The sequence below is a fragment of the Olavius algarvensis spirochete endosymbiont genome (assembly GCA_900608495.1).
Lineage (GTDB): Bacteria > Spirochaetota > Spirochaetia > DSM-2461 > DSM-2461 > UBA2779.
Window position 1 is genome coordinate 18,884 of sequence record UWYT01000188.1, and the last position, 24,352, is coordinate 43,235.

23 protein-coding genes are annotated in these 24,352 nt (G+C 45.8%); 10 read left to right on the forward strand and 13 right to left on the reverse strand.

Going from position 1 to position 24,352, the window contains the following annotated elements; translation table 11 throughout:
- Positions 1–25 precede the first annotated feature (25 nt).
- From S1OALGB6SA_RS05075 to S1OALGB6SA_RS05085, 3 genes are read right to left on the reverse strand one after another with little or no spacing between them, the layout of a single operon-like run.
- Entirely contained in the window at positions 26–1,072 is a 1,047-nt protein-coding gene (locus S1OALGB6SA_RS05075) for an LPP20 family lipoprotein (protein WP_037564185.1), read from the reverse strand.
- Between the two features lie 13 nt (positions 1,073–1,085).
- Positions 1,086–2,501: a COG3014 family protein gene (locus S1OALGB6SA_RS05080; protein WP_037564184.1), complete on the reverse strand. Its 1,416-nt coding sequence runs from the start codon at positions 2,499–2,501 to the stop codon at positions 1,086–1,088.
- Between the two features lie 11 nt (positions 2,502–2,512).
- Complete coding sequence (locus tag S1OALGB6SA_RS05085; RefSeq protein WP_037564183.1) at positions 2,513–3,106, reverse strand: penicillin-binding protein activator LpoB; 594 nt, start codon at positions 3,104–3,106, stop codon at positions 2,513–2,515.
- Positions 3,107–3,252: 146 nt separating this feature from the next.
- Here S1OALGB6SA_RS05085 and S1OALGB6SA_RS05090 point away from each other — a divergent pair, with 146 nt between their 5' ends.
- From S1OALGB6SA_RS05090 to S1OALGB6SA_RS05105, 4 genes are all read left to right on the forward strand, one after another.
- Entirely contained in the window at positions 3,253–4,569 is a 1,317-nt protein-coding gene (locus tag S1OALGB6SA_RS05090; protein WP_037564182.1) for a homoserine dehydrogenase, read from the forward strand.
- A gap of 31 nt (positions 4,570–4,600) precedes the next feature.
- Positions 4,601–7,081 (forward strand): glycogen/starch/alpha-glucan phosphorylase, encoded by a 2,481-nt coding sequence (locus tag S1OALGB6SA_RS05095; RefSeq protein WP_230204429.1) that lies wholly within the window; start codon positions 4,601–4,603, stop codon positions 7,079–7,081.
- 184 nt (positions 7,082–7,265) lie between these two features.
- A complete protein-coding gene (locus S1OALGB6SA_RS05100; protein WP_230204430.1) occupies positions 7,266–7,505 on the forward strand; it encodes a hypothetical protein in 240 nt (79 codons plus the stop codon).
- 44 nt (positions 7,506–7,549) lie between these two features.
- Complete coding sequence (locus S1OALGB6SA_RS05105) at positions 7,550–8,017, forward strand: outer membrane protein assembly factor BamD (RefSeq protein WP_037564180.1); 468 nt, start codon at positions 7,550–7,552, stop codon at positions 8,015–8,017.
- Between the two features lie 83 nt (positions 8,018–8,100).
- Here the strand turns inward: S1OALGB6SA_RS05105 and S1OALGB6SA_RS05110 are convergent, their stop codons facing one another.
- Genes S1OALGB6SA_RS05110 through S1OALGB6SA_RS05120 form a run of 3 tightly spaced genes read right to left on the reverse strand, consistent with a single transcriptional unit; the run spans position 8,101 to position 11,310 of the window.
- Positions 8,101–9,060: a carbohydrate ABC transporter permease gene (locus S1OALGB6SA_RS05110; RefSeq protein WP_037564179.1), complete on the reverse strand. Its 960-nt coding sequence runs from the start codon at positions 9,058–9,060 to the stop codon at positions 8,101–8,103.
- The gene (locus S1OALGB6SA_RS05115; protein WP_124032752.1) at positions 9,054–9,920 is read right to left on the reverse strand and encodes a carbohydrate ABC transporter permease; all 867 of its coding nucleotides are present in this window, start codon (positions 9,918–9,920) and stop codon (positions 9,054–9,056) included. The genes S1OALGB6SA_RS05110 and S1OALGB6SA_RS05115 overlap by 7 nt, the downstream gene beginning before the upstream one ends.
- A 40-nt stretch (positions 9,921–9,960) precedes the next feature.
- Positions 9,961–11,310, reverse strand: coding sequence for an ABC transporter substrate-binding protein (locus S1OALGB6SA_RS05120; protein ID WP_037564177.1), 1,350 nt, complete (start codon positions 11,308–11,310; stop codon positions 9,961–9,963).
- A gap of 238 nt (positions 11,311–11,548) precedes the next feature.
- On the opposite strand from S1OALGB6SA_RS05120, the gene S1OALGB6SA_RS05125 reads away from it, so the two are divergent.
- Entirely contained in the window at positions 11,549–12,076 is a 528-nt protein-coding gene (locus S1OALGB6SA_RS05125; RefSeq protein ID WP_124032753.1) for a methylated-DNA--[protein]-cysteine S-methyltransferase, read from the forward strand.
- Between the two features lie 100 nt (positions 12,077–12,176).
- Positions 12,177–13,451 carry a M48 family metallopeptidase gene (locus S1OALGB6SA_RS05130; RefSeq protein WP_124032754.1) on the forward strand — a complete coding sequence of 425 codons (1,275 nt, stop codon included), beginning with the start codon at positions 12,177–12,179 and terminating at the stop codon, positions 13,449–13,451.
- A gap of 34 nt (positions 13,452–13,485) precedes the next feature.
- Here S1OALGB6SA_RS05130 and S1OALGB6SA_RS05135 read toward each other — a convergent pair whose 3' ends face one another.
- The 3 genes from S1OALGB6SA_RS05135 to S1OALGB6SA_RS05145 are packed head-to-tail and all read right to left on the reverse strand — an operon-like array spanning position 13,486 to position 15,246.
- The gene (locus tag S1OALGB6SA_RS05135; protein WP_124032755.1) at positions 13,486–13,869 is read right to left on the reverse strand and encodes a hypothetical protein; all 384 of its coding nucleotides are present in this window, start codon (positions 13,867–13,869) and stop codon (positions 13,486–13,488) included.
- Positions 13,870–13,878: 9 nt separating this feature from the next.
- On the reverse strand, positions 13,879–14,847 hold the full coding sequence (locus tag S1OALGB6SA_RS05140) for a sulfite exporter TauE/SafE family protein (protein WP_124032756.1): 969 nt from the start codon (positions 14,845–14,847) through the stop codon (positions 13,879–13,881).
- Positions 14,848–14,850: 3 nt separating this feature from the next.
- Positions 14,851–15,246 carry a hypothetical protein gene (locus S1OALGB6SA_RS05145; protein ID WP_124032757.1) on the reverse strand — a complete coding sequence of 132 codons (396 nt, stop codon included), beginning with the start codon at positions 15,244–15,246 and terminating at the stop codon, positions 14,851–14,853.
- A 172-nt stretch (positions 15,247–15,418) separates the two neighbouring features.
- Here S1OALGB6SA_RS05145 and S1OALGB6SA_RS05150 point away from each other — a divergent pair, with 172 nt between their 5' ends.
- Positions 15,419–16,705, forward strand: coding sequence for an FprA family A-type flavoprotein (locus S1OALGB6SA_RS05150; RefSeq protein ID WP_124032758.1), 1,287 nt, complete (start codon positions 15,419–15,421; stop codon positions 16,703–16,705).
- Between the two features lie 20 nt (positions 16,706–16,725).
- The gene (locus S1OALGB6SA_RS05155; protein WP_124032759.1) at positions 16,726–17,568 is read left to right on the forward strand and encodes an MYG1 family protein; all 843 of its coding nucleotides are present in this window, start codon (positions 16,726–16,728) and stop codon (positions 17,566–17,568) included.
- 42 nt (positions 17,569–17,610) lie between these two features.
- Here S1OALGB6SA_RS05155 and S1OALGB6SA_RS05160 read toward each other — a convergent pair whose 3' ends face one another.
- Positions 17,611–18,771: an OmpP1/FadL family transporter gene (locus S1OALGB6SA_RS05160; RefSeq protein ID WP_195910314.1), complete on the reverse strand. Its 1,161-nt coding sequence runs from the start codon at positions 18,769–18,771 to the stop codon at positions 17,611–17,613.
- A gap of 336 nt (positions 18,772–19,107) precedes the next feature.
- Between S1OALGB6SA_RS05160 and S1OALGB6SA_RS05165 the strand changes: the two genes are divergently transcribed.
- Entirely contained in the window at positions 19,108–20,136 is a 1,029-nt protein-coding gene (locus S1OALGB6SA_RS05165; RefSeq protein ID WP_124032761.1) for a type I glyceraldehyde-3-phosphate dehydrogenase, read from the forward strand.
- Between the two features lie 94 nt (positions 20,137–20,230).
- Positions 20,231–20,662 (forward strand): divergent PAP2 family protein, encoded by a 432-nt coding sequence (locus tag S1OALGB6SA_RS05170; protein WP_124032762.1) that lies wholly within the window; start codon positions 20,231–20,233, stop codon positions 20,660–20,662.
- A gap of 40 nt (positions 20,663–20,702) precedes the next feature.
- Here the strand turns inward: S1OALGB6SA_RS05170 and S1OALGB6SA_RS05175 are convergent, their stop codons facing one another.
- The 3 genes from S1OALGB6SA_RS05175 to S1OALGB6SA_RS05185 form a co-directional block, all read right to left on the reverse strand.
- Positions 20,703–21,785, reverse strand: coding sequence for a 3-isopropylmalate dehydrogenase (locus S1OALGB6SA_RS05175; protein WP_124032763.1), 1,083 nt, complete (start codon positions 21,783–21,785; stop codon positions 20,703–20,705).
- 283 nt (positions 21,786–22,068) lie between these two features.
- Positions 22,069–23,340, reverse strand: a complete 1,272-nt coding sequence (locus S1OALGB6SA_RS05180; RefSeq protein WP_124032764.1) for a nickel-dependent putative hexonate epimerase — start codon at positions 23,338–23,340, stop codon at positions 22,069–22,071.
- Positions 23,341–23,353: 13 nt separating this feature from the next.
- Entirely contained in the window at positions 23,354–24,235 is an 882-nt protein-coding gene (locus S1OALGB6SA_RS05185; protein ID WP_124032765.1) for an HAD family hydrolase, read from the reverse strand.
- Positions 24,236–24,352: the final 117 nt, after the last annotated feature.

Below are 24,352 nucleotides of genomic sequence, written 5' to 3' on the forward strand. Positions count from 1 at the left end.
GGAAGAACAATGCCCAACTCATTTCTCATAAGAACGATGATAAATAGGCCGAGAACTTCTTATTGAAATCAACTCGTATGAGTTCAATCATATCTCTATAAGCTCCAGATTCAGCAGCGGTAGCACTAATTCCCGAAGAACGATTCTGTTTTGATAGTGCAACAACGGAATAACCATCCATATCGATTAGGGCAATATTAATTGTCCAATTCAGGTTTACGTACTTGTTCTGAAGCTCTAGTGGCTCGATTTCCACGGCAGCCGCTAAGAACATATCCCCTGAACTGGAGCTTACAAACCCCCTTTCAGTGATCCAGTTTTCGAGAGCATTGGCAATCCTTCCATCAGTATCCCCGGCGACTTCCACAAGAATCTTCAATTCTATCGCCTGGTCTGCCCTAATCGCCTGGATCTCACTTCTGCTATATGGAGTTCCCAACATCTGAGCCATTGGCATGTTGATTATCTCCAGCTGTTCAAACAGTATTTGATTGACTCCCGCATACACTAGTGCAGAGTCCAGAAAAGCATACCTCCGCAATGGTTCGTGCTGGCCCTCGGCCCTGTCTAGGAGTTCGGCTATCCTATAGTTGTTTCTTTCGATTCGCTTTCGATACAGGTTTCCCGTTTCGAGTCTATTCAGATAGGCAATCGTATAGACACGCCCAGCTTGATCAATCCAGGATTCACCATATTTAAGATTTACAAAGGTTTCATCGGCTTCTTGTCCAATTTCCTGATCGAAATCAGTTTGGCTAAGCAATTCCAACAATTCCCCCTTATTTCCCGTAATTTCCGTGTAGCGTGTACGAATTACGTTGTCTACCTCCACCTTCAGGCGAAATATCTGCGCTATTGCTCCAGCGGCATTTGCCCTCGCTGCACTTAAGCTGTCTCCTTCACCAAGTTCCGCCAAGTACTTTTCTGCGGGATAAACCGCATCCTTATCGCTTAACCACAAGGGGGAGATATCTGTTCCAGATGCCGATGGACGTATCGCGCAAGTAATCAACAATGCAGAAAATCCACTTAGTACAGCCAACTCCTTTGCAACTCTTCCGCCACCTCTCATACATTCTCCTTCTTCATTGTAACCAATAGCTTTCGATGAAATTCAATTCATCCGAACGAAAATCTCGCACACCATGATTGATTTCTTTGAGCAAGCGGTTCGAATTCCAGTATTCAATGGTAACATGGTAGCTGCCTGGAGTAAGCATAAGCTCTGCAATGTGAGCCGAGGCCGGGAAAAACTGGGATACTCTCAAATCGGCATTTTCCGAAGCGTCAACCGCAATATCAGCAACCAGATTTATGAGGAAACCGGCAATTGAGCCGCCTGTGTTGTCTGTTTCGTTCAGTTCTCTATTTACCATCTCCTTGCCCATTTCTTTGGCAACCGTCTTCAGAGTAGCTCGAATGATAGTTTTACCAACTCTCAATGGTTGTTTAAGCCTAAATGTCTCTTCCGATAACTTCTCCATGCTTTCCAGCAGTTCGAGTTCTGCGTATTCAACTCCATCCAGTTTGACAATAATTCTGTCCACGGTAGAGGAACGTTTGCTTAGCCGTGGGAATTGGATTTTGAAGTGAATGCCTTCCTTTATTCCGGGTATGGCAAGGAAATTGAAACCAATCAATTCTGTCACATATTTTTCACTCTGACCGGTTATCGCCAAATAAACCATGTCTTTTCCGGTTCGGATACGCAGAGTGTCAGCCAGTTTCGCAGGGGATAATCCCGAAAACGAAAGAAAATTGACAATGGCCTTTTCCCCAACCGGTGATTCGATGGTTGGCAACGTGGGTTTTGGAAAGTCATATAACTGTTTTTGAGTTTCCCAAGCCTCATCTATAAATACTTTCTCTATCCTGGCATCGTCCAAAAAGCCTTCCGCGCGATACAGCAGCAGTCCTATATATCTTGCAAGAGCATCGTTGTGCAATCGAGATTTTCTGAATTCAATGCTACCTTTGGCATCTTCGGAATTATTGTACGCTTCGGTGGATTTCCTGTATTTATCTTCCAGGAGATTCAGTTTTATTTGGACTCTACGAATTTCAACCAACGCGGCTTCCGTAAGCCCCAGTGCAATATAATTCAAGGCCTTAAAAACGTTCAGGTAGATATCTTCATAATCTTCTCCGGGATAATCGAGCACATTGTCATTCAATAGCCCTGAGGCAATACCCTTTGATAGACTCACCGTATAAAGCTCTTCAATTGTGTCTTCGGCGTTTGTAAGCAATTCGTTGCTTAATTCATATTCGCCAGACCAATGATACAGCATGCCTAAGTCCAGATAGTAGAGAACTCTGTCTTTTTCCCGGTATGTGCTCTCTTTCGCTTCCTGTATTATCAGGCTGGCCTGTTTATATTTTCCACTACGAACCAGTGGAATCGATACTGCGTACTGCTTCTGTTGAGTTTTCAGGCTTGCACACGAAAGAATTGCCGTGGTACTAACCAGCACTACAGCCCCGATGATCTCCTTTCTCATCGACAATCCCTCTACCAACCCAACTTCTTCTGTTCAACAAGTTTTTTTATTTTTTTGGTTCCAAGCCAGGTTTTCTGATTGTTCTCTAGATTCACTAATTCCATATCCACCTTGTACAAAGTTGCACGCTTACCAGATATTGCATCAGTCTGAGTGACAATCACACCCTGCATGATAAAATCGGCGCCTGTTTCCGCCGCCAAGGCCGCGGCAGTTTCAGTTGTGGAGTGTGATTGCTGATCCTCCCGTTCTTCTCGAATTTCCTCCCTTGCTGTGCCTCCAGCTACAAATTCAACTTGTCCGCTGTTTATAAGTTCCCGTTCAATATCCTTGATAAAGGTGATAGAATCGATATGCTCAGAGGATCTGTTGGCTATTTTACCTACAATTATCACAGGGTTTCTCCCCCTCTCCGATTTGAAGTTTTCAAGCCAAACATGGGAGAGCATGCTGGAAACCATGGCTTCTGCAGTGAGTCTCGAATCAGTGTCATTCCAGCGTCCGCTCAAGTCTGTTATTTCATCCGACGACGTGCGAGTAACTTCAGTACCTGCACATCCAATAATCAGCAATTCCACTGCTACGAGAAATGGTTTAAATTTCATTTGTACGCCTCCACAGCTTACAATTCTATTCGAAAAGATTTAGTTTTTCTACTCTTTCCCCGACCATGTCGCTATTGTGGTTCGAGTAAGACTCTTGAACAAGATTTGCACATCATCCATCATTCTCGGAGTTTGTGGAGGATAGAATGAAAGCACCTTTTGGGGTTGCCATCGTCGGATGTGGCACGGTTGGAAACGCGGTAGCGAAGCTGTTGCTGTCTCAATCGAGTATGCTTTTTGAAAGAACGGGGCAACAAATTTCCCTAAGGGCCCTGGTTGATATCGATTTTGATAGAGCAAGAGCGGCGGGTTTGGACGAGGGCCTCTTCAGGGAAAATTTCACCGCTGTTCTTGCCGATGAAAGGATACATCTAATCATCGAAACTGTCGGTGGCCTTTCCATAGCCCGGACAATAATCGAGAAGTCACTCAAGGCTGGCAAACATGTTGTAAGCGCCAATAAGGCATTGTTGGCTAATTATGGCACCGAAATATTTGAACTAGCTAGAAAAAATGGAGTCTGCATCGGATTCGAGGCCAGTTGCGCCGGCGGTATTCCAATAGTGAGAGCATTGGTGGATGGATTGCTGGCAAATAGTAATGAAGCTATTTATGGAGTTGTAAATGGAACAGCCAATTTCATACTCACGGAGATGGTTCGGAATGCCAAATCTTATGGCGATGCCTTGAAACAGGCACAGGCAGATGGTATCGCCGAAGCCGATTCCAACCTTGACGTTAATGGCATGGATTCGGCTCATAAGCTTACGCTCCTTGGTTCACTTGCCTTTGGAGCGAGGATATCCCTTGATGAAATACCAGTAGAAGGTATAGATTCTTTGAATAGTTTCGATGTTTCGGCCGGGTTGGAATTAGGATATGTGCCTAAACTGCTTGCAATAGGTTGTCAAACAAAAAAGGGGCTGGAGTTAGCAGTTAGACCCGCATTTCTCGCCGAAACTCATCCGCTTGCCAGGGTTTCAGGCGTTTTCAACGCTATTAGCGTTTATGGCAGCGATGTTGGCCACACCATGTATTATGGGCGGGGCGCGGGAGGCAGGGCAACCGCATCAGCAGTGGTATCGGATGTTATATCGATTGCCTTGGGCACCTGGCAGGTACTTTTTTCAAAACTCAGTATTTGGCCCGATCGTGGCAGAAAAATCCAAATCGCGGATTTTGGAGAATCCACTCATAGGCAGTATCTGCGCTTCCTGGTAAAGGATAGGAGCGGTGTGGTGGCGAAAATAACTGCCGTCTTGGCAAGCAGGAATATCAGTATAAAGGTTTTTGTGCTGCGAGAGGATCGTCACCCCTCGAATCTTGTACCAATAGTAATCACCACTTACGAGGCTAGGGAAAAGGATATCAGCGAGGCCATGAAATCCATAATTGCCATGCCGCCGGTTGATAAGGATGCCGCTCGAATTCCAATTATTGACGAGCAAATGGAATCGAATTGATACTTGCCACTTCTTGAATTGGAGCAAGGATATGATGGATTTCAACAAGGATAAATTCAAAGAACGTGTGATGTATTGGATTGACAGGGGTACGGGCGATGGTATTGAAGGCGCCACTGATCGCCAAACTTATGAAGCCGTATCTCGAGCTCTGATGGATTTAATCTGGAACAATTGGCGAGATTGCGAAAGAGATATCAAAGCTGAGAAACTGAAGCGTGCCTACTATTTTTCTGTCGAGTATCTTATGGGCAGGGCCCTGGGAAATAACATAATGAATCTTGGATTACGTCCCCAGGTTTTCGAAGTGCTGGATAAAATGGGATTGAATCTAAACGCTGCCGAGGACACCGAGCCTGATGCCGCGCTTGGAAATGGCGGCTTGGGTAGACTGGCCGCTTGTTTCATCGAATCTCTTGCCACCTTGAATCTGCCGGCCCGAGGTTATGGCATACGTTATAGGTATGGTATGTTTCGCCAGAAAATTGTTAACGGCCAACAGGTGGAGGTGCCAGATGACTGGATTGCAAGCGGCGATCCCTGGTCGATTCGTCGTAATAATCGAACGGTTGTAGTTAAATTCGGGGGACGAGTAATAACCGAACAAGCGCCTGGGGGCAAACTCGTTTACAAGACTGTCGATACTGAAGAAATTCGTGCAGTTCCATTCGATATGCCGATTATTGGCTGGGATACCAATACAGTAAACACACTGAGGCTATGGGAAGCCGAGAGCGTTAATGGATTCAATCTCCAGTTTTTCAACAATATGGAGTATCTCCGTGCGGTAGAATCCCAAAACCGCGCTCATGACCTTTCACGCGTTCTTTATCCGAACGACAATGGTCCCTTTGGCAAAGCTCTTCGCCTTCGGCAGCAGTACTTTTTCAGCTCTGCATCCCTACAAGACATTATACGTGAGTATAAGCGAGTTAACGGTGGCAGTCTTTCCGATCTGCCGGAAATGGCGGTTATTCAACTTAACGATACCCACCCCGTCATTGCAATTCCCGAATTGATGCGAATTCTTATGGATGAGGAGAATTTGGGTTGGAATGAGTCGGCTGAAGTCACAAAGAAAACATTCGCATACACTAATCATACGGTTCTAACCGAGGCGCTGGAGAAATGGCCTATAGATCTTTTTCGCGCTGAATTTCCAAGACTCTTTCAAATCGTTGATGAAATAAATCGCAGATTCATGATAGAATTGTCCAAACGATTTCCCTTGGACAAGCAACGTCACCATAGGATGTCGATAATTGCCGATGGCATGATTAATATGGCCTGGCTGGCAATGGCGATGTCCTTTTCAGTGAACGGAGTTGCGTCTCTGCACACGGAATTACTGAAGAAAGATGTGCTGGGGGATTGGTATGCGATCTGGCCGCACAAATTCAACAATAAAACCAATGGTGTGACTCAAAGGCGTTGGTTAAGGAAGTCCAATCCAGCTCTTGCCAGCCTCCTCGACGAGGTTATTGGTTCCGAGTGGACTAAAAATCTATCATTGATAGTCGGCCTTAGAGATAGGGTTGACGACAAGAACTTACTGAACCGGATTGGCGAGATTAAGGCCGAAAACAAGAAAAACCTTGCAAACACAACCTTCAGATTAACTGGGATAGCAGTAGATCCGGATAGCTTGTTCGATATTCAAATAAAAAGGCTACATGAATATAAACGGCAAATACTGAATCTGATATCTGTTATTCACGATTGGCTAGCTGTTAAAAACAACCCCAACCTCGATTTCCCTCCTCGCACAATCTTCTTTGGCGCCAAAGCTGCCTCCGGATATCGCCGTGCAAAACAGATTATTCATTTAATCCATGCAGTGGCGGAGAAAATTAATCAAGATGGGGCGGGTAGTCTGAAAGTGGTTTTCATTCCGGATTACAAGGTTAGTGTAGCTGAAATACTATTCCCGGCCGCGGAGATATCTCAGCAGATTTCCACAGCTGGAAAAGAGGCTTCGGGTACCGGCAATATGAAGTTTATGATGAATGGGGCGATAACGCTCGGTACAATGGATGGGGCAAATATCGAGATAGTCGATGAAGCGGGTGTGGAGAATGCTTTCATTTTCGGCTTAAACTCTGAAGAGGTAAAGGAACTAAGAGATAACGGTTTGTATAACCCGGGGGCAATCCTCGATGATAATCCGGAGTTAAGGGAAACGCTCAATACCCTGGTAAATGGCACTTTTGGCTTCTCAGATGATTTCAAAGAGCTCTACAATTCACTGGTATATGGCGTGGAGGGCAAGGTGCCTGATGAATATTTTGTTATTCAAGACTTCAAGTCTTATTCTGAGGCAAGACAACTTGCGGGTGAAACTTGGAAGCACAAAGAACAGTGGAATCGAATTGCTTTGCTGAACATTGCTGGCAGCGGGAAGTTTAGCGCCGATAGAACAGTTCAAGAATATGCATCCGAAATTTGGCGAATCAGGCCACGATTCCAGAGTGCGAACAATCTGCGCAAGTCCGAAAAACTGTGTTCGATATAGAATCAGCAGGCAAAAACGAAGACTTTTTTTTACATTGTAGAATTTATGCATCAATAATATTCAATCGTTTGTCGATACACTCACTAAACAAATCACAGCGGAAAGAAGGAAGGCCCCCATGTTTCAAGCTGTTTCAACGAAACCGAAAGGTAAAATTTACTGTGCAAACTGTATTAATTGCAAATTGTTTCGTACTTTCACAGAAGAGGGTAAGTACGTTCTTCGAGTGAGGTGTGCAGCTGGCCACTGGCGTAAGAAGCTAGGCGGTGAAAAATTGTACAAGTATTTTACCGTAGCCAGACGTGCCCTGGATGAATGCAGTTCTTACTCCGAAATGGGTGAATCCAGGCCATTCATGAAAGACCTCCGAAGGAATTTGCCCGTCAAAGACGAAACCTTTGACGTATCCGACCAGATTGCTTGATTCATGTCCAACTAAAGGTTAGGATGTTTGCAGGAGATGTGTGATTGTCTAAATTACGCTGGTACCCGTTCATATGTATACTGGCGCTGTTCTCCTGCGCTGGCAGAATCAAGCAAATTGATCCTGAATGGACCGAGGAAATGTTCTTCAGACAAGCCCGGCTGGCAATGGATGAGTATCGTTATAAAAGGGCCCTGTATTACTACGGAGTTTTTCTTGTACGTTATCCTGAAAACTATCAGCTGGCGATTGTCGCCGAGTATGAGAGGGCGTTTATAAGTTACAAAATGGGTAACTACGCGATTGCCAGTGACCTTTATAATGAAATCATTCGGAAATACGATGAAAGCCCATACGCAATGCTCTATCATCCCAAATTCAGACGACTGTGTGAAATTGGGCTAAAGAACATCGAGAAAAAAAAGTTTGTAAATCTGCGCTTGTTCTGGAGAGCAAGAGAGAAAGCCTGGGCAGAACAGAATGGAGAAAGTATCACCGATACCGAAACTTGATGAGGTAAGCACCATCAATAGGTGATTGTGGACAGCCCGGATGGATTCGAATCCAGGGCAGAGTCTTCTCTGCCTGCAAGTCCTTAACCCTTAACCCCACCCTCGGATAATCCACCTGTCAGGTTTTTTTGTATGGCCATGAATAGAATAATCACGGGGGTAGCGGTGAGCATTGATCCAGCCATAATGCGATCCCAGATAGCATTTTTCGAATAAAAGAGAGCGCGAAGCCCCATGGGCAGTGTGTAAAGCTGATCGTAGCTCTTCAGAAATACAGATGCGAAAAGGTATTCGTTCCATGCTATCATAAAGGCGTAAATAAATACCGTAACAATGGCCGACCAGGAAAGAGGAATTACTATGCGCCAGATTATTTTGTGTCTAGCCAGCCCGTCAATGAGAGCTGCTTCCTCAATTGAATATGGTATGCTTCGAAAGAAATTTCCCAACAAGTAGAGAGAAACCGGGAGAGTTTGAACCAGGTAGATTATTAGAAGAGCCAGGAAGGTTCCCACCGGTGTTGCCAAGAGTCCCATTGCCACCGCAATACGATATAGAGGAATCAAAAGCAAAATGCCTCCAATCATATACACAAAAAGCACTCCCCTCTGGATAAGCCCACGCCCCCGATATCGAAGTCTACTGAAAGAATAGGCGCCCATTATGGCCAGAACAACCGATAGCAAGGCGCCTGTTGTGGAAAGCGCAAGAGAATTTCTGAAATATTTTAGAAAAGGGAAAACATCGCCCGTCTCCTTATATTTGGCTAGAATCTCATCACGCTGTGCCTTTGTAAGGTCTGATTCATCAAGCAGATTTTTTACGGATTCGGGAACACTTTTTTCTTCCTGCCCGATATTGAGCAGTTCTTTGTACGCTTCGAGATTAATCTGTGTTGGTATCAGGGAAGGATTGCCCCAATCCCATTGGTATTTCAAAGACGTCGACAGCGCCTGAATAAACGGAAAAACGCTGAAAAGTACAATAAGCAAAATGAGAAACGCAAATCCAATTTTTCGAGAGACTCCGCCAGACTTTACCATTTGAGAACCTTTTTCAGGTAAATCAAAATGAAAACCAACAACAAGGCGAATTGGATGATAACGAGCGCTGAACCCTGGCCCAAATCGATTATTCCCACGAAGGCCTTGAAGTAGGTATATATCGACAGCACCTTAAGATTGTCGGTGAGTAGATAGATGTCTTCGAATTTGTTGAAGTTCCAAATTACCCGAAGCAATACTATAGATCCGAGAATGAAATACAATTCCGGCAAGGTTATATACCGAAACTGCTGCCAGCGACTTGCACCGTCAACCTCTGCGGCTTCGTAGAGATTGTTGTCTATCGCCTGGAGTCTTGAAAGTATCATCAGGTAGGTGAAGGGAAAGTATTTCCAAATACTGAAAACAATGGCAATCCATAGCGCAGTATCCGGATTCCCGATGAGGTTGAATCGTTGGCTGAAAATGCCAAGCTTTTCAACGGTTAAATCCATGAAAATGCCGTTCACCGGATCGAAGATAAACTTCCAAGCATATACCACGGAAAAAACCGGAGCCACATACGGAAGGAGTATCAAGCTGCGTATAAATCCTCGAAGCGGGAATTGCCTGTTCATTGCCAGGGCAACTCCCAATCCAACCAAGGCTGTTCCCAACGTAGTTGCAACAACATAAACGAATGTGATGAGAGCTGCCTTCCAAAAATTGATATCGCTAACAACGTTTCGATAGTTCTCCAAGCCAATGAAAGTATCCTTCTCTACAAGTGACACCTTGAACAAACTCGAGATTACATTGGAAACTATCGGATAGAGAATCAGGCTGAGAATTATCACGGTGGAAGGGAGGATTAGCATCCATCCCAAAGTTGATTCACGCTGTTTAAGGCTTTTTCCCATTGCAATGGGGCCACCCTCCCGGGATGGCCCGTTTCCCCCCTTACATCAGTTTGCGTATTTCCGCTTCTGCCCTCTCAAGCGCTGAATCAATGCTTTCGCCTTCCTGGATGATTCGATACATCATCTGAGGGATTATCTGCTTGGAAAAGACAGTACTTGCCGCCTCAATTCTTTTGCCGTCGACAATGCTAAAGGTTTCAATGCTGTCTAGTCCCTCAATGATTTCCGCCATCTTGTCAGGGCCATATCTTTCGAAGATGTTACTGGGATCCTGCTGGAAATTTGGATTTGTCGAGATTTCTCTCAGCACAGGATTCTTACCCCCTGGCGCCATATGAAGAAAGCTGATATACGCATCAGGAGTGAATAAATACTCAGCAAAACGCATGGCAGCCGCTGTTCGTTCGTCGTCCTCAGTGTTCGGGAATAACAAGGATACTATTGTTCCGTATCCCGCATCCCTGGTCTTGGTAATAGCCGGTACCATCCCCGTGTTGCTTACAAGGTTTGGATCGAAGCTTGATCCTGCCAATTCCTCGAAATTCTCGCTGGTAAGAGAAGCAGCGGCGACCTCTGCCAGAGCTAAATCATCCATGATATAGGTTGAATAGAAGAACATTGCCAATTTGTTCTGGAAGTAGTAGTCCCGAGCGCGCCAATTCTGGGGGCCGGGGGGAGTGTATTTAGCCAATTCAGCATAGAATTCAATCGCTTCTCTCATTTCCGGGGAATTCAATGTAAGATTTCCATCTCCATCGAAAAGCCAGGCATCGTTGGATCGGGCAAACTGAGTAAACACTTGCTCAGTAAATGCTTCAGCAGAAGTACCTATCAGAATCCCATATTGGTTTTCCTCGGGTTTGTTGAAATACTTAGCTGCTTTCAGGATATCGTCCCATGTTTTGGGTGGATTCAATCCGGCCTCTTCGAACCAGTCGGCACGATACCAGATGCCCTGAACCCAACCATGAAAAGGTACGGCATAGTAGGCATCATCCGATGGCATTTGGTTCAGGCGGAGAACTCCGCTGTAAAACCTGTCTTTGCCAATATTGCTTATCATACTGGTGGCTGCTTCGGTATTCAGCAAACCTTGCGTACCGAAAGCCACCGCATTCTCTGTCGCCACCTGCACTAAATCCGGAAGAGTGTCAGACGCTGCGGCCGCATTGAATTGCGTAGCCAAATCATTTTCCTCAATCGCTATTACATTGATTTCGAATTTGAAGTCCGGATTGGTCGCCTTAAACGTATCGACCAGAAGATTTATTCTGGCTAGACGATCAGATTGCGTTTCCGTTGTCCAAAATTCCAACTCCTTTTCTCCATTGGCGAAGGCAACACCCATAATCGCCATCGTCATGAAAACTCCAATTAAAAACTGCTTCATGGAAGCACCTCCTTATTTTAGGGAAAGTGTAGCAGAGGGAAACCTGATTGTCTACCAAAGAAAGAAAAGGAATTTTTTCGAATTTCAGAGTCTCATTATCATGGTTTTGTGGGGAAATACGAGTTAAGCGATTGGAAATTATATAGCGTGTTGGGATATACTCAGAGTAATCACAGCTTAGATATAAAACAAGGCTGAACCCGACGATGCAAATCCGGATATAATGCGAAGTGAGGATATGAGAAATATCATTACAAGAACAATGAAAACCCCATACGGAGAACTGCTGGTAGGCAGCATTGATGAGAAAATCTGCCTTTGTGACTGGAGATATCGCAAAATGCGGCAAAGCATCGACAAGAGGATTCAAAGTGGATTTTCAGCCATCTACAAAGAGGGCGATTCACCTATACTTGACGAAGCAGAAGAGCAATTTACCGAATACTTCGATGAACAGAGGAAAGTGTTCGAACTCCCTCTAATTACCGCTGGAACAGATTTTCAGGAGAAGGTATGGAATGCCCTGAGGGAAATTCCTTATGGCAAGACGGAAACATATCTGGAACTCGCGGACAGAATTGGCCGTAAGGCCGCTGTTCGTGCTGTTGCCACAGCAAACGGCGCAAATGCCATAGCCATAATAATTCCCTGTCACCGAGTCATCGGAAGCAATAACAACCTTGGCGGATATGCGGGGGGGGCAAGCGTGAAAAAACGCCTTTTGCAGCTGGAATCAGATGGAGACATGGGGGCATCCACGCGGTGATAAGCAGGCTATGCTAATTGATGCAGAGGTGGCTTTTGATTAGGTTCAGGATGAAGGGAAATTCCCACAACAGCATCAATCCAATTCATTCTGCACTCAGGTGAATTCGACACTCATTCTTACAGTCTATCTCGGTTTTTTTGTATTGGACTTTCTGCTGGATTGGTTTCTGGACATATTGAACATCAATTTTGTCCTTAAAAATCGTGATTTGATGCCTGACAGTCTCGAAGCTCATATAGATAAGCCCACTTACGTGCGCAGCGTGAAGTATACTCTGCGAAAGGCTCGTTTTGGCCTTGTGCAATCGTTGGCGGGAAGGGCTTTCGTTCTCATCATCCTGTTCACGAGAATTTTTGGGACTTTGGATACCTTGCTGACCTCCATAAACCCAGGTACCTATTGGCAGGGGCTTATATTTCTTATTCTGGCCTCAATGATGTTTTGGATAGCCGCTCTGCCGGGCTCTCTGTACTCACAATTTGTTATAGAAGAAGAATTTGGTTTCAATACAACAAGCCTTCGCACTTTCTTCGGCGATATTGCCAAGCAGGTACCCATCGCCTTGTTGATCCTAATGGCACTCCTTGGCGGGCTTTACATTATCTTGGAGTTGGCAGGTGACTGGTGGTGGGTATGGGCCTGGAGTTTCTGGACGCTCTTTCAGCTATTGATGGCGGTTTTGTTTCCACTGATTATTGCACCTCTGTTCAATAAGTTCACCGCGCTTCCCGAGGGCACTTTGAAGAACCGGCTTCTGGCTCTCGCCGATCGTTGCAACTTCCTGAATCGAGGAATTTTCGTAATGGACGGGAGTCGTCGAAGCAGGCATTCAAACGCCTACTTCACCGGAATCGGGAAATCCCGTCGTATCGTATTGTTCGACACCTTGATAGAGTCGCTTCAGGAAGATGAGATTGAAGCCATATTAGCTCACGAGATTGGACATTGGGAATTCGGTCATATTTGCAAACGCTTAGCTGTTTCCGCGCTTGGCAGCCTCATACTCTTCGGCCTTGTTGGGTTAATGATGGATTGGAAAAGCTTTTTTTCAGCGTTTGGTTTTAGCTCGCCGTCTCTCCATGTCCTGCTTTTTTGCTTAGTCTTCTACTCGGGTCCATTACTATCGTTCTTTTCCCCAGTGTTCAATATCTGGTCGAGAAGACACGAGTATCAGGCGGATCAATTTGCTGTCAAACAAACAGGCGATTCAACTTCACTGAAGAGAGCACTTCTTAAGCTTGGGAAAAACAATCTTAGTAATCTCAGGCCACACCCCGCCTACAGTTTCTGGCACTATTCGCATCCTGCACTTCCCGAAAGACTTGCCGAACTTGAAACCAAAGCTTCGTCTTCCCTGGGTCGCTGGAGCTAGTCAACACTTGGAACTGCGGTGCGCCAAAATCGTCTCACCGAAAGCCTATTATCGCAATTACAAGTACGGCTGAAATTGCAATTGCCATCGTGCCAAAGAGGAAATCGCGTTTCCGATACCATATGAACGACAGGGCAAGCAGGGCTGGCAATGCCGCGCTAACCAGTATTGCAATCGCCGCCACATTCATGGAATACAAATCCTCGATATGAATCAACCACCCACTACCAAACTCAAGTCCCATTTCCTCAAGGTAGATCGGGGTCTCCTTACTCCAATTTTCAGCGATTGCCAATGGTTTTACCTTTGACCGAATCAGGCCCGAACTGTAGAGCAGGAAAAACGCAAGAGACAGGGAAATGCCAAGATATCCCACCCACCGAAACCAGAATATGGCTAGTTTTTTATCGGATTTCATTTCTCCTCATCATGCCAGTTTAAGCAATAAACTCAGTGCGGCAAATACCAGGATACCGAGAATGGAATATCGAACTATGGATCTCGAAATTCGAGGCAGTATTTTCGCGCCAATATGTGTTCCCAGCATCATGCCCGCCATCGAGGGTACTACAATGATTGGCACAATCGCACCTTGGTTTATGAAAACCCAGGAAGCAGTAGCAGTGGTTATAGTAATAATTAGAATACTCGTGGCAGCCGCAATCTTCAACGGCACTCCGAGGAGCAGGTTGAGAGTCGGCACATTGGCCCAGCCGGAACCTAGTCCAAAAACACCTCCCATAAGTCCAATAATGAAGAAGATTATCAGTCCCAGAGGCATACGGCGTATTCCCCATTCCATTGATTTACCTGTAATTTCATCAATGTAAATTCCGCCAATATTCATGCGCCTAGCTAATAGACTCCCTCCACGGAAAGGTGGGCAATCAATACTCTTTGTGGAAAGCATTAAAGCGATAATAGCAATTATCACTATCCCCAGGATAAATTCCACAATTCGTGACGGCAGAGCCATACCCACTGTTGCTCCTATAAATGCGCCGATGGAACTGAAAAAAGCTAGAGGAAGTGCAAGGCGCAGGGAAGCCATACCCTTTTCCAAAAGTCTTGGACTCGCCCCAATCGCGCCTGCCAGAGCCACCACAAGCCCAGATCCTTTCACAAAGTCAAGGTGAAAGGGAGATATTGCGGATATGATTGGTACGTACAAAATACCACCGCCCACACCAGTAATTATTGCAATGATACCCAGAAGTATGCAGAGGACAAAAAGCAACAAAGACCATAGCCACCAAGGTATGGAGGATTGCGTTTTGACATCTTCAGAATCCTCCAGGGCATGAATACTCGGGTTTAACAGCACTAGCAGCAATAACATCAAAACAACGACATTCGATATCTTTTTTCCTCGCGCGACGAAAACCTGGAGTTTCATTTGTTAATTGGCTTCGCCGGATTTACTGCGCTCGATTATTCGCATTCGTTTGGATATATCGTTCATTCGGTATTCAATTGAATTGAGTATCCAGAACTGAAAATGGTGCACCCTCTGCTGGGAATGAATCATGAATACTATCTTGACTGAAACAAGTAACACCCCAAGCTGAAGCGATATGAGTCTGGGAAGGTACTCAGTTGTCAACTCAAGAAGAAAAAGCGCAAGTATGAGGATGAAAAAACTCATATTGATCCAGTTGTCTTTCTTTGAGAAATTGCGCCCTCCGATTTTCCCCAGAACGTCCTTTAACTGATCGCGTTCCCGCTCGAATTCCCTTATTTCGTCGAGTAACTCTTCCCGCGTCTCACCTGTATGTGTGTTTCCATCTGTATTCATAAAACATATTATAGCTGATATCGGAACTCATAGTCTTCACGTATTGCAGGCGAAACCAGGCTTGCGAACCTGATTTCACCTTGGAACAAACAGTTGAAGTTGATAGTATTGGCAATAACGGATCCGAGTAGTTTCATTCGGATAATGCAGATATCATTTCAAGGAATGCAAAATGAGAGTTAGCACAGTTACCGACGGGATTTATCGCTTGTCGGCAAATATAGAAAACATTCTTTTCGAAAGCTTGTGGCGAATGCCCGATGGGATAGCAATGAATTCTTATATTGTCAAAGGTGAAAAAACCGCAATAGTTGATGGTGTATGTGGCTGGGATGGTGTGCCTGAAACGCTGTTTGAACAATTGAAAAAAATCAATGTGGCACCGGAGTCCATTGATTATGTGATTGTAAATCACATGGAACCCGATCATTCCGGTTGGATCGAAAGCTTCAGGAAGATTAAGTCGAACTTCACGATAGTAACCGGGAAAAGGGCTGTACCGTTGATGAAGGCTTTTTTTGATATCACAAACGATATAATGGTTGTTGGCGATGGTGATTCCCTCGATTTGGGCGACGGAAGGGTTCTTGCATTTATGGAAATCCCGAATGTTCATTGGCCTGAAACTATAGCCACCTTCGACACGAAATCCGGTACAGTTATGCCCTGCGACGCCTTTGGTTCATTCGGAACGCTTGACGAGGCCGTATACGACGACGAGTGCACGGAAGAGCAATTAGTTTTCTATGAGAGACAGGCCATCCGTTACTACGCCAACATCGTTGCCGTTTATTCGATTCCCGTTGTAAATGCAATAAAGAAAGCGTCTACGCTGCCAATTAAGATAATTGCACCTGGTCATGGTCTTGTTTGGCGCAAAAACCCGATGAAAATTGTAAATGATTTTCTTCGCTATGCGTCCTATCAGAAAGGACCCTGCGAAAACGAGATAACGATTATTTACGGCAGCATGTATGGAATGACTGAGCAGGGCGTGCAGCCAGCCCTGGAGGCTCTGGAAGCTGAAGGTATGATTGTGCACAAGCACAAGGTTCCGGAAGAGAATTTGGGTGATATTCTTATGTCGGTTTGGAGCTCCACGGGAGTTGTGTTGGCAATGCCAACTTATGAGTACAATATGTTCCCACCGATGTTCGCCGTTATTGATGAGCTAGGGAAGAAGAAGGTTCATAATCGCAAGGCCTTTCGTTTCGGTTCTTACGGTTGGTCTGGCGGGGCCCAGAAAGAGCTAAACGAACTTGTTCAAAAATACAAAATGAATTGGGATTTTGTTGAACCTTTGGAGTTCAAAGGGAAGCCTACAAAGAAGGATATTGCAACCATAGAGACAAGATGCAAGCAACTTGCCGCAAAAGTCAAAGAGGCTGTGGCGTCTAAGCCAGAGGATACTCCGGCGGCTCCCGAAAAACGTCACGGTACTACGGAAGCCAAGGAATAGTCCGGCTTGCCTTTTTGCTTATGCCATACACCGTAATTACACACGCGGGGAAGGCTCACATAGACGAAATTCTCGCCACTGCTGTCCTAGCTGCGCATAGAGGGGAATACCCACTCGAGATTCGGCGACTAGACCCTAAAATGGTCGAAAAAATGGTATTGAATGAAATGGTGTCGGAAAATTCCTGGGTTATCGACTGCGGGCTTGTATATCATCCGGAACGGCGGCTTTTCGATCATCACCAAGATGGAGCGTTGCCTAGTTCCGCGCTAATGGTGTTCGATCATTTATTCCCGGAACTTGAGAATACAACTCTGCATAGATATTTCAAGTTGGTTTCCAAGGTGGATACCCAGGGCATGTATAGTTTGGATGATTATGGCAGCGTGAGCGAAAGCAGAGATTATTGGGGGTTTTCGCAGGCAATACTCACCGGACTTTTCGAGGAAGACCCTTTTGCAGTTCTTGATATTTACGCTCGTGGGCTCAAAGACAGGATTAAACTGGAAGAAGTGAAAAGGGCCGCGGCAGAATGGGCGGCTTTCCCCGGGAACATAAGCGTAGAAGAAGTAATGGGGCTAACTGTTCTCAGCTACAACGAACGCCCGCCAATCGAGTTATTCGATGGCCTCCACGAGATTTACAGAGACAAGCAGTACGCTGTTGCAGCCGTTTATGGCCATGATAAAAACGATCCCTCGGTGCGAACCCTATATCGCACCGACTTCGGGCGCGATATTCTTGATTTTTCCAAGTCCACCCCTGGAAATGTACTATTCAATCATCAGGGTGGCTTCCTGGTGAAGTTCATACCAGCCGATAAAAGCGAGTGGAAACGGATACTCGTCAGTTCCAGAAGCTAAAAGAGAACGGGCCATCCTGGGGATGACCCAGCACAAGCCAGTTTAGAATATGTAGCCAATTCCTAGACTCATAACTACAACCTGCTTGTTTAATTCCTTATATAACTTTCCGTCTTTTTCGAAGTAAATGGGGTAAAGAAGGCCTAAATCAAGGTTTAAGTTATCGAAAATTTCCCAACCCATTCCGCCGCCAATGGTGATACTACTCAATTCCGGATCTAAGAAAGTATTATCCATTTCCTTCCTAGGTGTGTCGCTGGTTGCATAGGATCCGCCCAGGCTAAGTTCCAGCTGCTCCGAGAGCCAGTATCGAAATCCTACAGCCGCATCCATCGTATCTTTTTTGTCGTCGTCAACGGCCTTCCAGAAGGAATACTTAAAGGATACGGGAATCTCCAACTCAAAGGGGAATGTATAGGAGAAACCAGCTCTGATAACCCACGGCGTAGTGGCTTCATCGGGAGCGCTAGCTTCTAAAATACCTGAAGTTCCACTCGCTCCGCCGGATGACTTTTTCTCAAGCTTAATTTCCTTTGTGGACTCAACGGTCAGGCTAGCATTGATTTCCTTATTCGGTTGCACATGTATGCCCAGCGTTCCGCCGAATCCCATGCCAGACTTAGACATTTTTGCCATACCGCTTACAGCGGCACCACCCAAAGCTGTTGGAAAAGTGAAATCTGCCTCGTAATCTGCTGTAGCGAATGAGGTATCAAACCTGGCTCCTATGGCAATAATAGGGGAGAGTGTATGGGATGCTCCTACACTGAGCATATGAGTGCTTGATTCGCCTTCAAAGTCGCCATCTAAAAATCTACTCGCTGTTTTATTGAAGAATTTGATAGAATTCCATTTGAGGCTTCCGCCGCCCTGAGGAATACTGTAACCGGCAAAGACGGCCCAATTACCGCCGCTGTAGCCTGCATAAGCCGAAGGAATAAATGGCACCCAATTAATCATAGTGTGAGTTTTGGATGATAGCTCATGTGAGTAATCCAACCGAACCGCTTGACCGTTTAATTGGATATGGAAGCCTTTCTGTAAAAATGCCGTTCCCGCTGGGTTGAAGTATACGCTGTCGATTGAGTCGGTAGCCGCATTGCGGCTAAGTAATCGCACATATTTCGTACTTTGATTATCCCCAGCGCAAACAACACTGCTGATAATCGCTAGTAAAACAACTGATACTAGTAGTTTTTTCACATCTGTCTCCTGATTTAGTATTAATTCTTCTCAAACACATGCTAAGCGAACAATATGATATATGTCAAGTTTCGAAGTGACATTTGTAATTTTTATTCCATATAATGGCTATTCGTCTGCACTTGCTTCGCATTTTGAATAAGATGTGGTGTGTTAAAAAATGCGGCAGCCCCTTCCAATCGCGCAGTTGCTGGAAGGAGCTTGTATTTGCGCCTTGACGCAAAGTACAAAAAAGTCTTATTTTCACTTGGGTGCTGATCGGGAATTAAATCCTGGAGAGAGCGGGTGTTCTTGCATATTTGGCAACCCGAGTGAGCTGCATCAAGGAGATATCAAATGGCCAAGATTAAAGTGGCTTTCAACGGGATGGGACGTATCGGAAAAAATGTGATACGTGTAATTACTTCTTTATATAACGATGAGATTGAAATTGTTGCCGGGAACGATTTAGTTCCGGCAGCAGAAATCGCCGCGAGTCTGCCAAAGGATTCCATATATGGGCGCTTTCCCGTGGATGTGAGGCTTGCCGGCGACAATGTTATCCAAATTGGGAAGCACAGGGTTGCGATTTATGCCGAAAAAGATGCAAGCAAAATTCCCTGGGCTAAGTATGATGTGGATGTGGTTCTGGAATGTACCGGTTTTTACCTCAGCACCGAAGCTTCGCGGGCGCATATAAATGCGGGAGCAAAGAAGGTTATTATCTCCGCGCCTTGTAAGGATGATACGAAGACGGTTGTAGTCGGCGTAAATCACGATAGTCTAGAGGCAGGCGATACGATTATCTCCAATGCTTCCTGCACCACTAATTGTCTAGCTCCCCTTACCAAGGCGGTGGACGATGGCTTTGGAGTGATTAGTGGATTGATGTGCACGACACACGCGGCCACCTCAACACAGAGGGTGCAGGATTTCTTTGGAGGCGGTAAGAATCGTGCCACTCTGAACAATGTCATTCCGGCGTCCACCGGTGCTGCGATAGCTGCCGGCAAGGTGCTTCCGCACTTGAGCGGCAAATTAAACGGTACCGCACTCAGAGTGCCGACCGATACGGGCTCTGTTACCGAAGCCGTTTATCTGCTTGATGGCAAATTTACCAAGAATGAGATTAATTCCAAAGTAGCCGAGAACGCGAGAAGAATCAATGCAAGCAGCATAAGCGGGAAGATTTTGGAGACGAGCGACCACTATGAGTGCTCAAGGGACTGTGTGGGTGAATTATGGAGTTCCATGTTTATTCCGCGCAATACGCAAGTAGTGGAAGCCGGACCTTACACCCAGGTTAAAATGACCAGTTTTTATGATAACGAAATGGGTTATTCAGCACGTATGGCGGAGTTGACTCAAATCTTTGCTTCAATATAGCTAAATATCGATTCTTGTCTTGGCGAATCTCGTTGCATGATTCTTCTGTGAATCGTGCTAGACTGCAACGCATTGGTAGGGATATCATTCAGGGGTGCATTTCCTGCCGGTTTCACTCATTGCGGCCGCTGTGTCTATCGCTCTTGGGCAGGGTTGGAAGTTTATAAGACCCTTGTTCGAAGGGGAGGCTCCTGCGTTGCGTGATATACTGAAATCAGGCGGTATGCCCAGTTCTCACACAGCCGCTGTTGCCTCAATGACTCTGCTGGGAGGTCTGAGGGAGGGTTTCGACACTTCTCTTTTCGCACTGTCGGCTGTTTTCACCGCGATTATCGCCCACGATGCGATAAAGGTGAGGGGATCTATCAGCACGATTATCAAACTGCTTAGAAGAACCATTCCGCCGGATATCCTGGAGATGGAAGATGGTTTGCCATCCACGGTTGGACATACTTTTGGGGAGGTATTTGTGGGTTTGGTTCTGGCGGTGGCGGTTGCATTTTTATGCCATTGGATACTTCCTTAAAAGATCAATGGACTATTCCTGGCGGACTATGATGAGTTCACTAAATCTCCTCGACTACTAAGTCGCCTACCTCGCAGGTTGAATATCCCATTTTACCTGCTTCAAGGCTCTTTATTTTTGTGCTTGTTACAACTATCACTGCCTTTTCAATGGCCTCGGCGGCTTTGTATTCACCGAGAGTATCAAGCATCATAGAACCGGCCGCAATTGAAGCCAATGGATTAATAATTCCCATCCCCGTGTATTTCGGGGCCGATCCCCCAATCGGTTCAAACATGGATACACCCTTGGGGCTGATATTTCCTCCCGCCGCAATTCCCATGCCGCCCTGGGCCATGGCTCCAAGATCGGTAATGATATCTCCAAACATATTGCAGGTTACCAGAACATCAAACCATTCCGGATTTTTTACCATCCACATGCAAGCGGCATCCACGTGGTAATATTCGCGTTTGATATCAAGATAATCCGACTCTCCAAGCTCATGGAAAACCCTTTCCCAGAGATCGAAAACATGAGTTAGCACATTAGTTTTTCCCACTAGGCCAAGTGTGTTGGCAGTTCCCCTGCCGCATGCCTTCTTACCATGACGTCGTGTGTAGTCGAAGGCGTATCTGAGACAGCGTTCGACTTGGAATCGATTGTATACCATGCTCTGTACAGCAGTTTCATGCTCCGTTCCTTTCATGGAGATACCACCCACTCCTGTGTAAATGCCGCCTGTGTTTTCTCTAACGACAACAAAATCTATCTCGTTGGGTCCCTTATTTTTTAGAGGTGTTTCAACGCCTGGGTAAAGTCGAATCGGACGAAGGTTTATATATTGGTCCAGTTCAAAGCGAAGGCGGAGAAGTATGCCTTTCTCCAGAATACCCGGTTTAACATCTGGATGACCGATTGCCCCAAGATAAATGGCATCGAATGTCTTCAGCTCATTCACAGCTGAATCCGGCAAAATTTCACCCGTTCTTAGATACCTGTCACCTCCAAAATCAAATTCAACCAGATCCAGCCCGAATCCGAACTTGGATGCTGTTGCTTCCAGAACTTTCTTACCTTCATTTAGTACTTCCGCACCCGTTCCGTCGCCTGGTATGGCGGCTATCTTGTAAGTTCTCGACATATATTCCCCTATTGTTTTGCTGGAAGATACTTCGATATCAAGTTCTAAGTAAATTACCTCATAATAACTTTTTTGCTTCATCAGCACCGGAGGCGAGTCTGGGTATCAGCAACACCTATGTGGTTTGGTCAATCTGCTGGCAAATAGCTTGCACATCTCTATTTCGGGCTGCATACTCACGCAATATGGATTCGTTCGAGCAAAAGCACCCATCCATATCCGAAATCAGATTCTGTTCATAACCATCAAGATGGCCGGATCAAATTTTTCAGCTTGCTTTCTTTCACATTTCCATTCGACTAGGGTGAGCCCAGAGCCCAAGGGCCGGGTCGTCCACATAATAGAATTCCTCGTCATCCAGTCGATTCCATCCAGTTCTCAACTTCGAGGGATTGTATTTTTCCAGCATAGCTTCAAGCTCGGTATATCCAAATCCAACCGATTCACATTCCTCGCGACTAAGAAAACCGGGCGCGTAAGTTATCTTGAAGCGATCCTCAGAAGATCCATGAATCAAGTGGGCCGCGACACCCAGATTTATCCTTAGATTCTTCACATGCCGAAGTTCCTGAAGAGTCTTCTCAGTTCCAAAATATCCGAATCTTCTTATGAGAGAATCTATTTCCTTATCTTCACTGAATACTTTGACACCGGGGGCGAGAATAATGAGTTCGCCACCATCGGCGATGGCCATGCGAGTGCGGTAAATCGCTTTGTTGCCCAGCCAGGTGCTGTGGAATTTTTCCGGATTGAGGTATGTCACGCACTTCTTGATTGGCTTCTCAACCATCGTGATATTTACCTCGGCTGACAGTTTCGAAGCCTTCTCAAAGCATTCGCGGTCGTCGCCGATGAAAAACCCTCGTACTACCGATTTTCCTAGCTCATCGCTTTCCAGTACGGTAAGGGCGTATAGAATCGGCAACTCGGCGGCAAACTCCCTCGCCGCATAATCAATAATCGCGCGTACCGGATTGTCGATACGGCCCATTATACGTTCTATGCCATATACTGCGCTGAGAAAATGACTTCTGTGTATTCCCTCGTTGCCGCCTTCTCCGATAAATATGTTCTTCGCGTGATTGGCCATACCAGTCACCTCATGCGGCACTACCTGACCAGGTGAAACAATCAAATCATGGCCACCTTTGCACAGCAGTCGATTCACCTGTGCCGGCCAATCATATTCAAAGTCAGTTCCAATCAGCTCCGAAATAAAAGCGTGCGGTACCTTCCCGAGAGTTACAGTATCACTGCGCCATCTATGCTCGCGGAAAAGCTCCAGAGGCAAGCCAGGGAACATAGTTTTAATCTCGCCTTTGTTCATCGGCCTGTGAGTACCCAGTGCCGGCATGATGTCGACCAGCGCGGTGCCGTAATACTCCCATAGGTATTTTGTAATTATGCCCCCGTGTGAATGGAAACGAGTGAAGTCCGGAGGAATCACGCAAACCTTACGCCTGGGCCCAATCTTTCCCAAGGCTTCATTTAAACCCGCGCACAGCTCCTTATTGTCTATCGTCTCATCTGTTCCACCGCGCTGGTAATAGATCATCAGTGCACCCTAACTACCATGGTGTATTTTCAGGGAGTGCGGCATCGAAATCCGCTAGGAGGTTATCAGAAAAATTCCCCGAGAACTTCCCGGTGAAAAAGCGCTCCAACCCCTCGTCTGAAAAGCGTTTCCAGCTTTTCTCTTCGGCTCCCGGAATTATCGGGTAAAACAGCACGCCGTTGGCTTGCGCTGCAGCAAGATCGCCGGGGGCGTCTCCAATCATCAGAATCTTGTTCTTATCGTACTTCCCCACGCTTGCGAATCTCAGTTGCTCCGACTTCGTTCCACGTTCCTGACCGGCTATCAAGCGAACATATTTCACAATATCATATTCCACCCACTCGCGCTTAAGATCGGCTCCGGGAGTTTGGCTAACTACCATCAAATCAGCTTTCCCGGAGGCCCTGTTGAGTATTTCCGGTACTATAGGATAGGGAGGAATATTGCGTACAATTTTTCTTATCGCTATGCTAACTTCTCTCGACCAACTAAGTGCCTGTCGCAGGTGAGGGTGTGAATTCCTCCGCACTTCCAAACTGAGTGAAGCCTCGCTCAGTTTCGTCTCCCGTTCAATCCAGGCCCTTAGTTCGTTCGTATCCGGGCAAAGCAGATGTCTTTCATTCAGTTCCTTTCTAGACTTAAGAAGGTCTGTCGCCCGTAAGACTGCCTGAAAGCGATTTATCCCGCGCGATTTGGAATACAGATTCACGAAATTCCAAACTTCGCGCGCTATTTTTGCCACGCCTTGTAGATTGTAAATATTGATAAAGGCAGGGCAAAAGCACTCCTGATGCTTAATTTCCATGCTGTCAAATACGGATCCATCAGAATCAAAGCCGATGAAATACTCCTTTTTGGGCTCTAAGCTCTTAGATTCCTCTGCCTGTTGAATCATTTAGTCTCCCCAAGAATCCAGTTCGTTTCCTCATAATGGACAGTTCCTATCTCCACCGCTTGATCACTTTCGAAGGTGCAACTCTATTTCCGACAAGATGAAATCCGATATCACTGA

What these genes read in the sequence shown, in the direction of transcription:
- S1OALGB6SA_RS05075 (WP_037564185.1), bottom strand. Translation starts at nt 1,072, where the DNA reads ATGAGAGGTGGCGGAAGAGTTGCAAAGGAGTTGGCTGTACTAAGTGGA.
- S1OALGB6SA_RS05080 (WP_037564184.1), bottom strand. Translation starts at nt 2,501, where the DNA reads ATGAGAAAGGAGATCATCGGGGCTGTAGTGCTGGTTAGTACCACGGCA.
- S1OALGB6SA_RS05085 (WP_037564183.1), bottom strand. Translation starts at nt 3,106, where the DNA reads ATGAAATTTAAACCATTTCTCGTAGCAGTGGAATTGCTGATTATTGGA.
- S1OALGB6SA_RS05090 (WP_037564182.1), top strand. Translation starts at nt 3,253, where the DNA reads ATGAAAGCACCTTTTGGGGTTGCCATCGTCGGATGTGGCACGGTTGGA.
- S1OALGB6SA_RS05095 (WP_230204429.1), top strand. Translation starts at nt 4,601, where the DNA reads ATGATGGATTTCAACAAGGATAAATTCAAAGAACGTGTGATGTATTGG.
- S1OALGB6SA_RS05110 (WP_037564179.1), bottom strand. Translation starts at nt 9,060, where the DNA reads ATGGTAAAGTCTGGCGGAGTCTCTCGAAAAATTGGATTTGCGTTTCTC.
- S1OALGB6SA_RS05115 (WP_124032752.1), bottom strand. Translation starts at nt 9,920, where the DNA reads ATGGGAAAAAGCCTTAAACAGCGTGAATCAACTTTGGGATGGATGCTA.
- S1OALGB6SA_RS05120 (WP_037564177.1), bottom strand. Translation starts at nt 11,310, where the DNA reads ATGAAGCAGTTTTTAATTGGAGTTTTCATGACGATGGCGATTATGGGT.
- S1OALGB6SA_RS05125 (WP_124032753.1), top strand. Translation starts at nt 11,549, where the DNA reads ATGAGAAATATCATTACAAGAACAATGAAAACCCCATACGGAGAACTG.
- S1OALGB6SA_RS05135 (WP_124032755.1), bottom strand. Translation starts at nt 13,869, where the DNA reads ATGAAATCCGATAAAAAACTAGCCATATTCTGGTTTCGGTGGGTGGGA.
- S1OALGB6SA_RS05140 (WP_124032756.1), bottom strand. Translation starts at nt 14,847, where the DNA reads ATGAAACTCCAGGTTTTCGTCGCGCGAGGAAAAAAGATATCGAATGTC.
- S1OALGB6SA_RS05145 (WP_124032757.1), bottom strand. Translation starts at nt 15,246, where the DNA reads ATGAATACAGATGGAAACACACATACAGGTGAGACGCGGGAAGAGTTA.
- S1OALGB6SA_RS05150 (WP_124032758.1), top strand. Translation starts at nt 15,419, where the DNA reads ATGAGAGTTAGCACAGTTACCGACGGGATTTATCGCTTGTCGGCAAAT.
- S1OALGB6SA_RS05155 (WP_124032759.1), top strand. Translation starts at nt 16,726, where the DNA reads ATGCCATACACCGTAATTACACACGCGGGGAAGGCTCACATAGACGAA.
- S1OALGB6SA_RS05165 (WP_124032761.1), top strand. Translation starts at nt 19,108, where the DNA reads ATGGCCAAGATTAAAGTGGCTTTCAACGGGATGGGACGTATCGGAAAA.
- S1OALGB6SA_RS05175 (WP_124032763.1), bottom strand. Translation starts at nt 21,785, where the DNA reads ATGTCGAGAACTTACAAGATAGCCGCCATACCAGGCGACGGAACGGGT.
- S1OALGB6SA_RS05180 (WP_124032764.1), bottom strand. Translation starts at nt 23,340, where the DNA reads ATGATCTATTACCAGCGCGGTGGAACAGATGAGACGATAGACAATAAG.
- S1OALGB6SA_RS05185 (WP_124032765.1), bottom strand. Translation starts at nt 24,235, where the DNA reads ATGATTCAACAGGCAGAGGAATCTAAGAGCTTAGAGCCCAAAAAGGAG.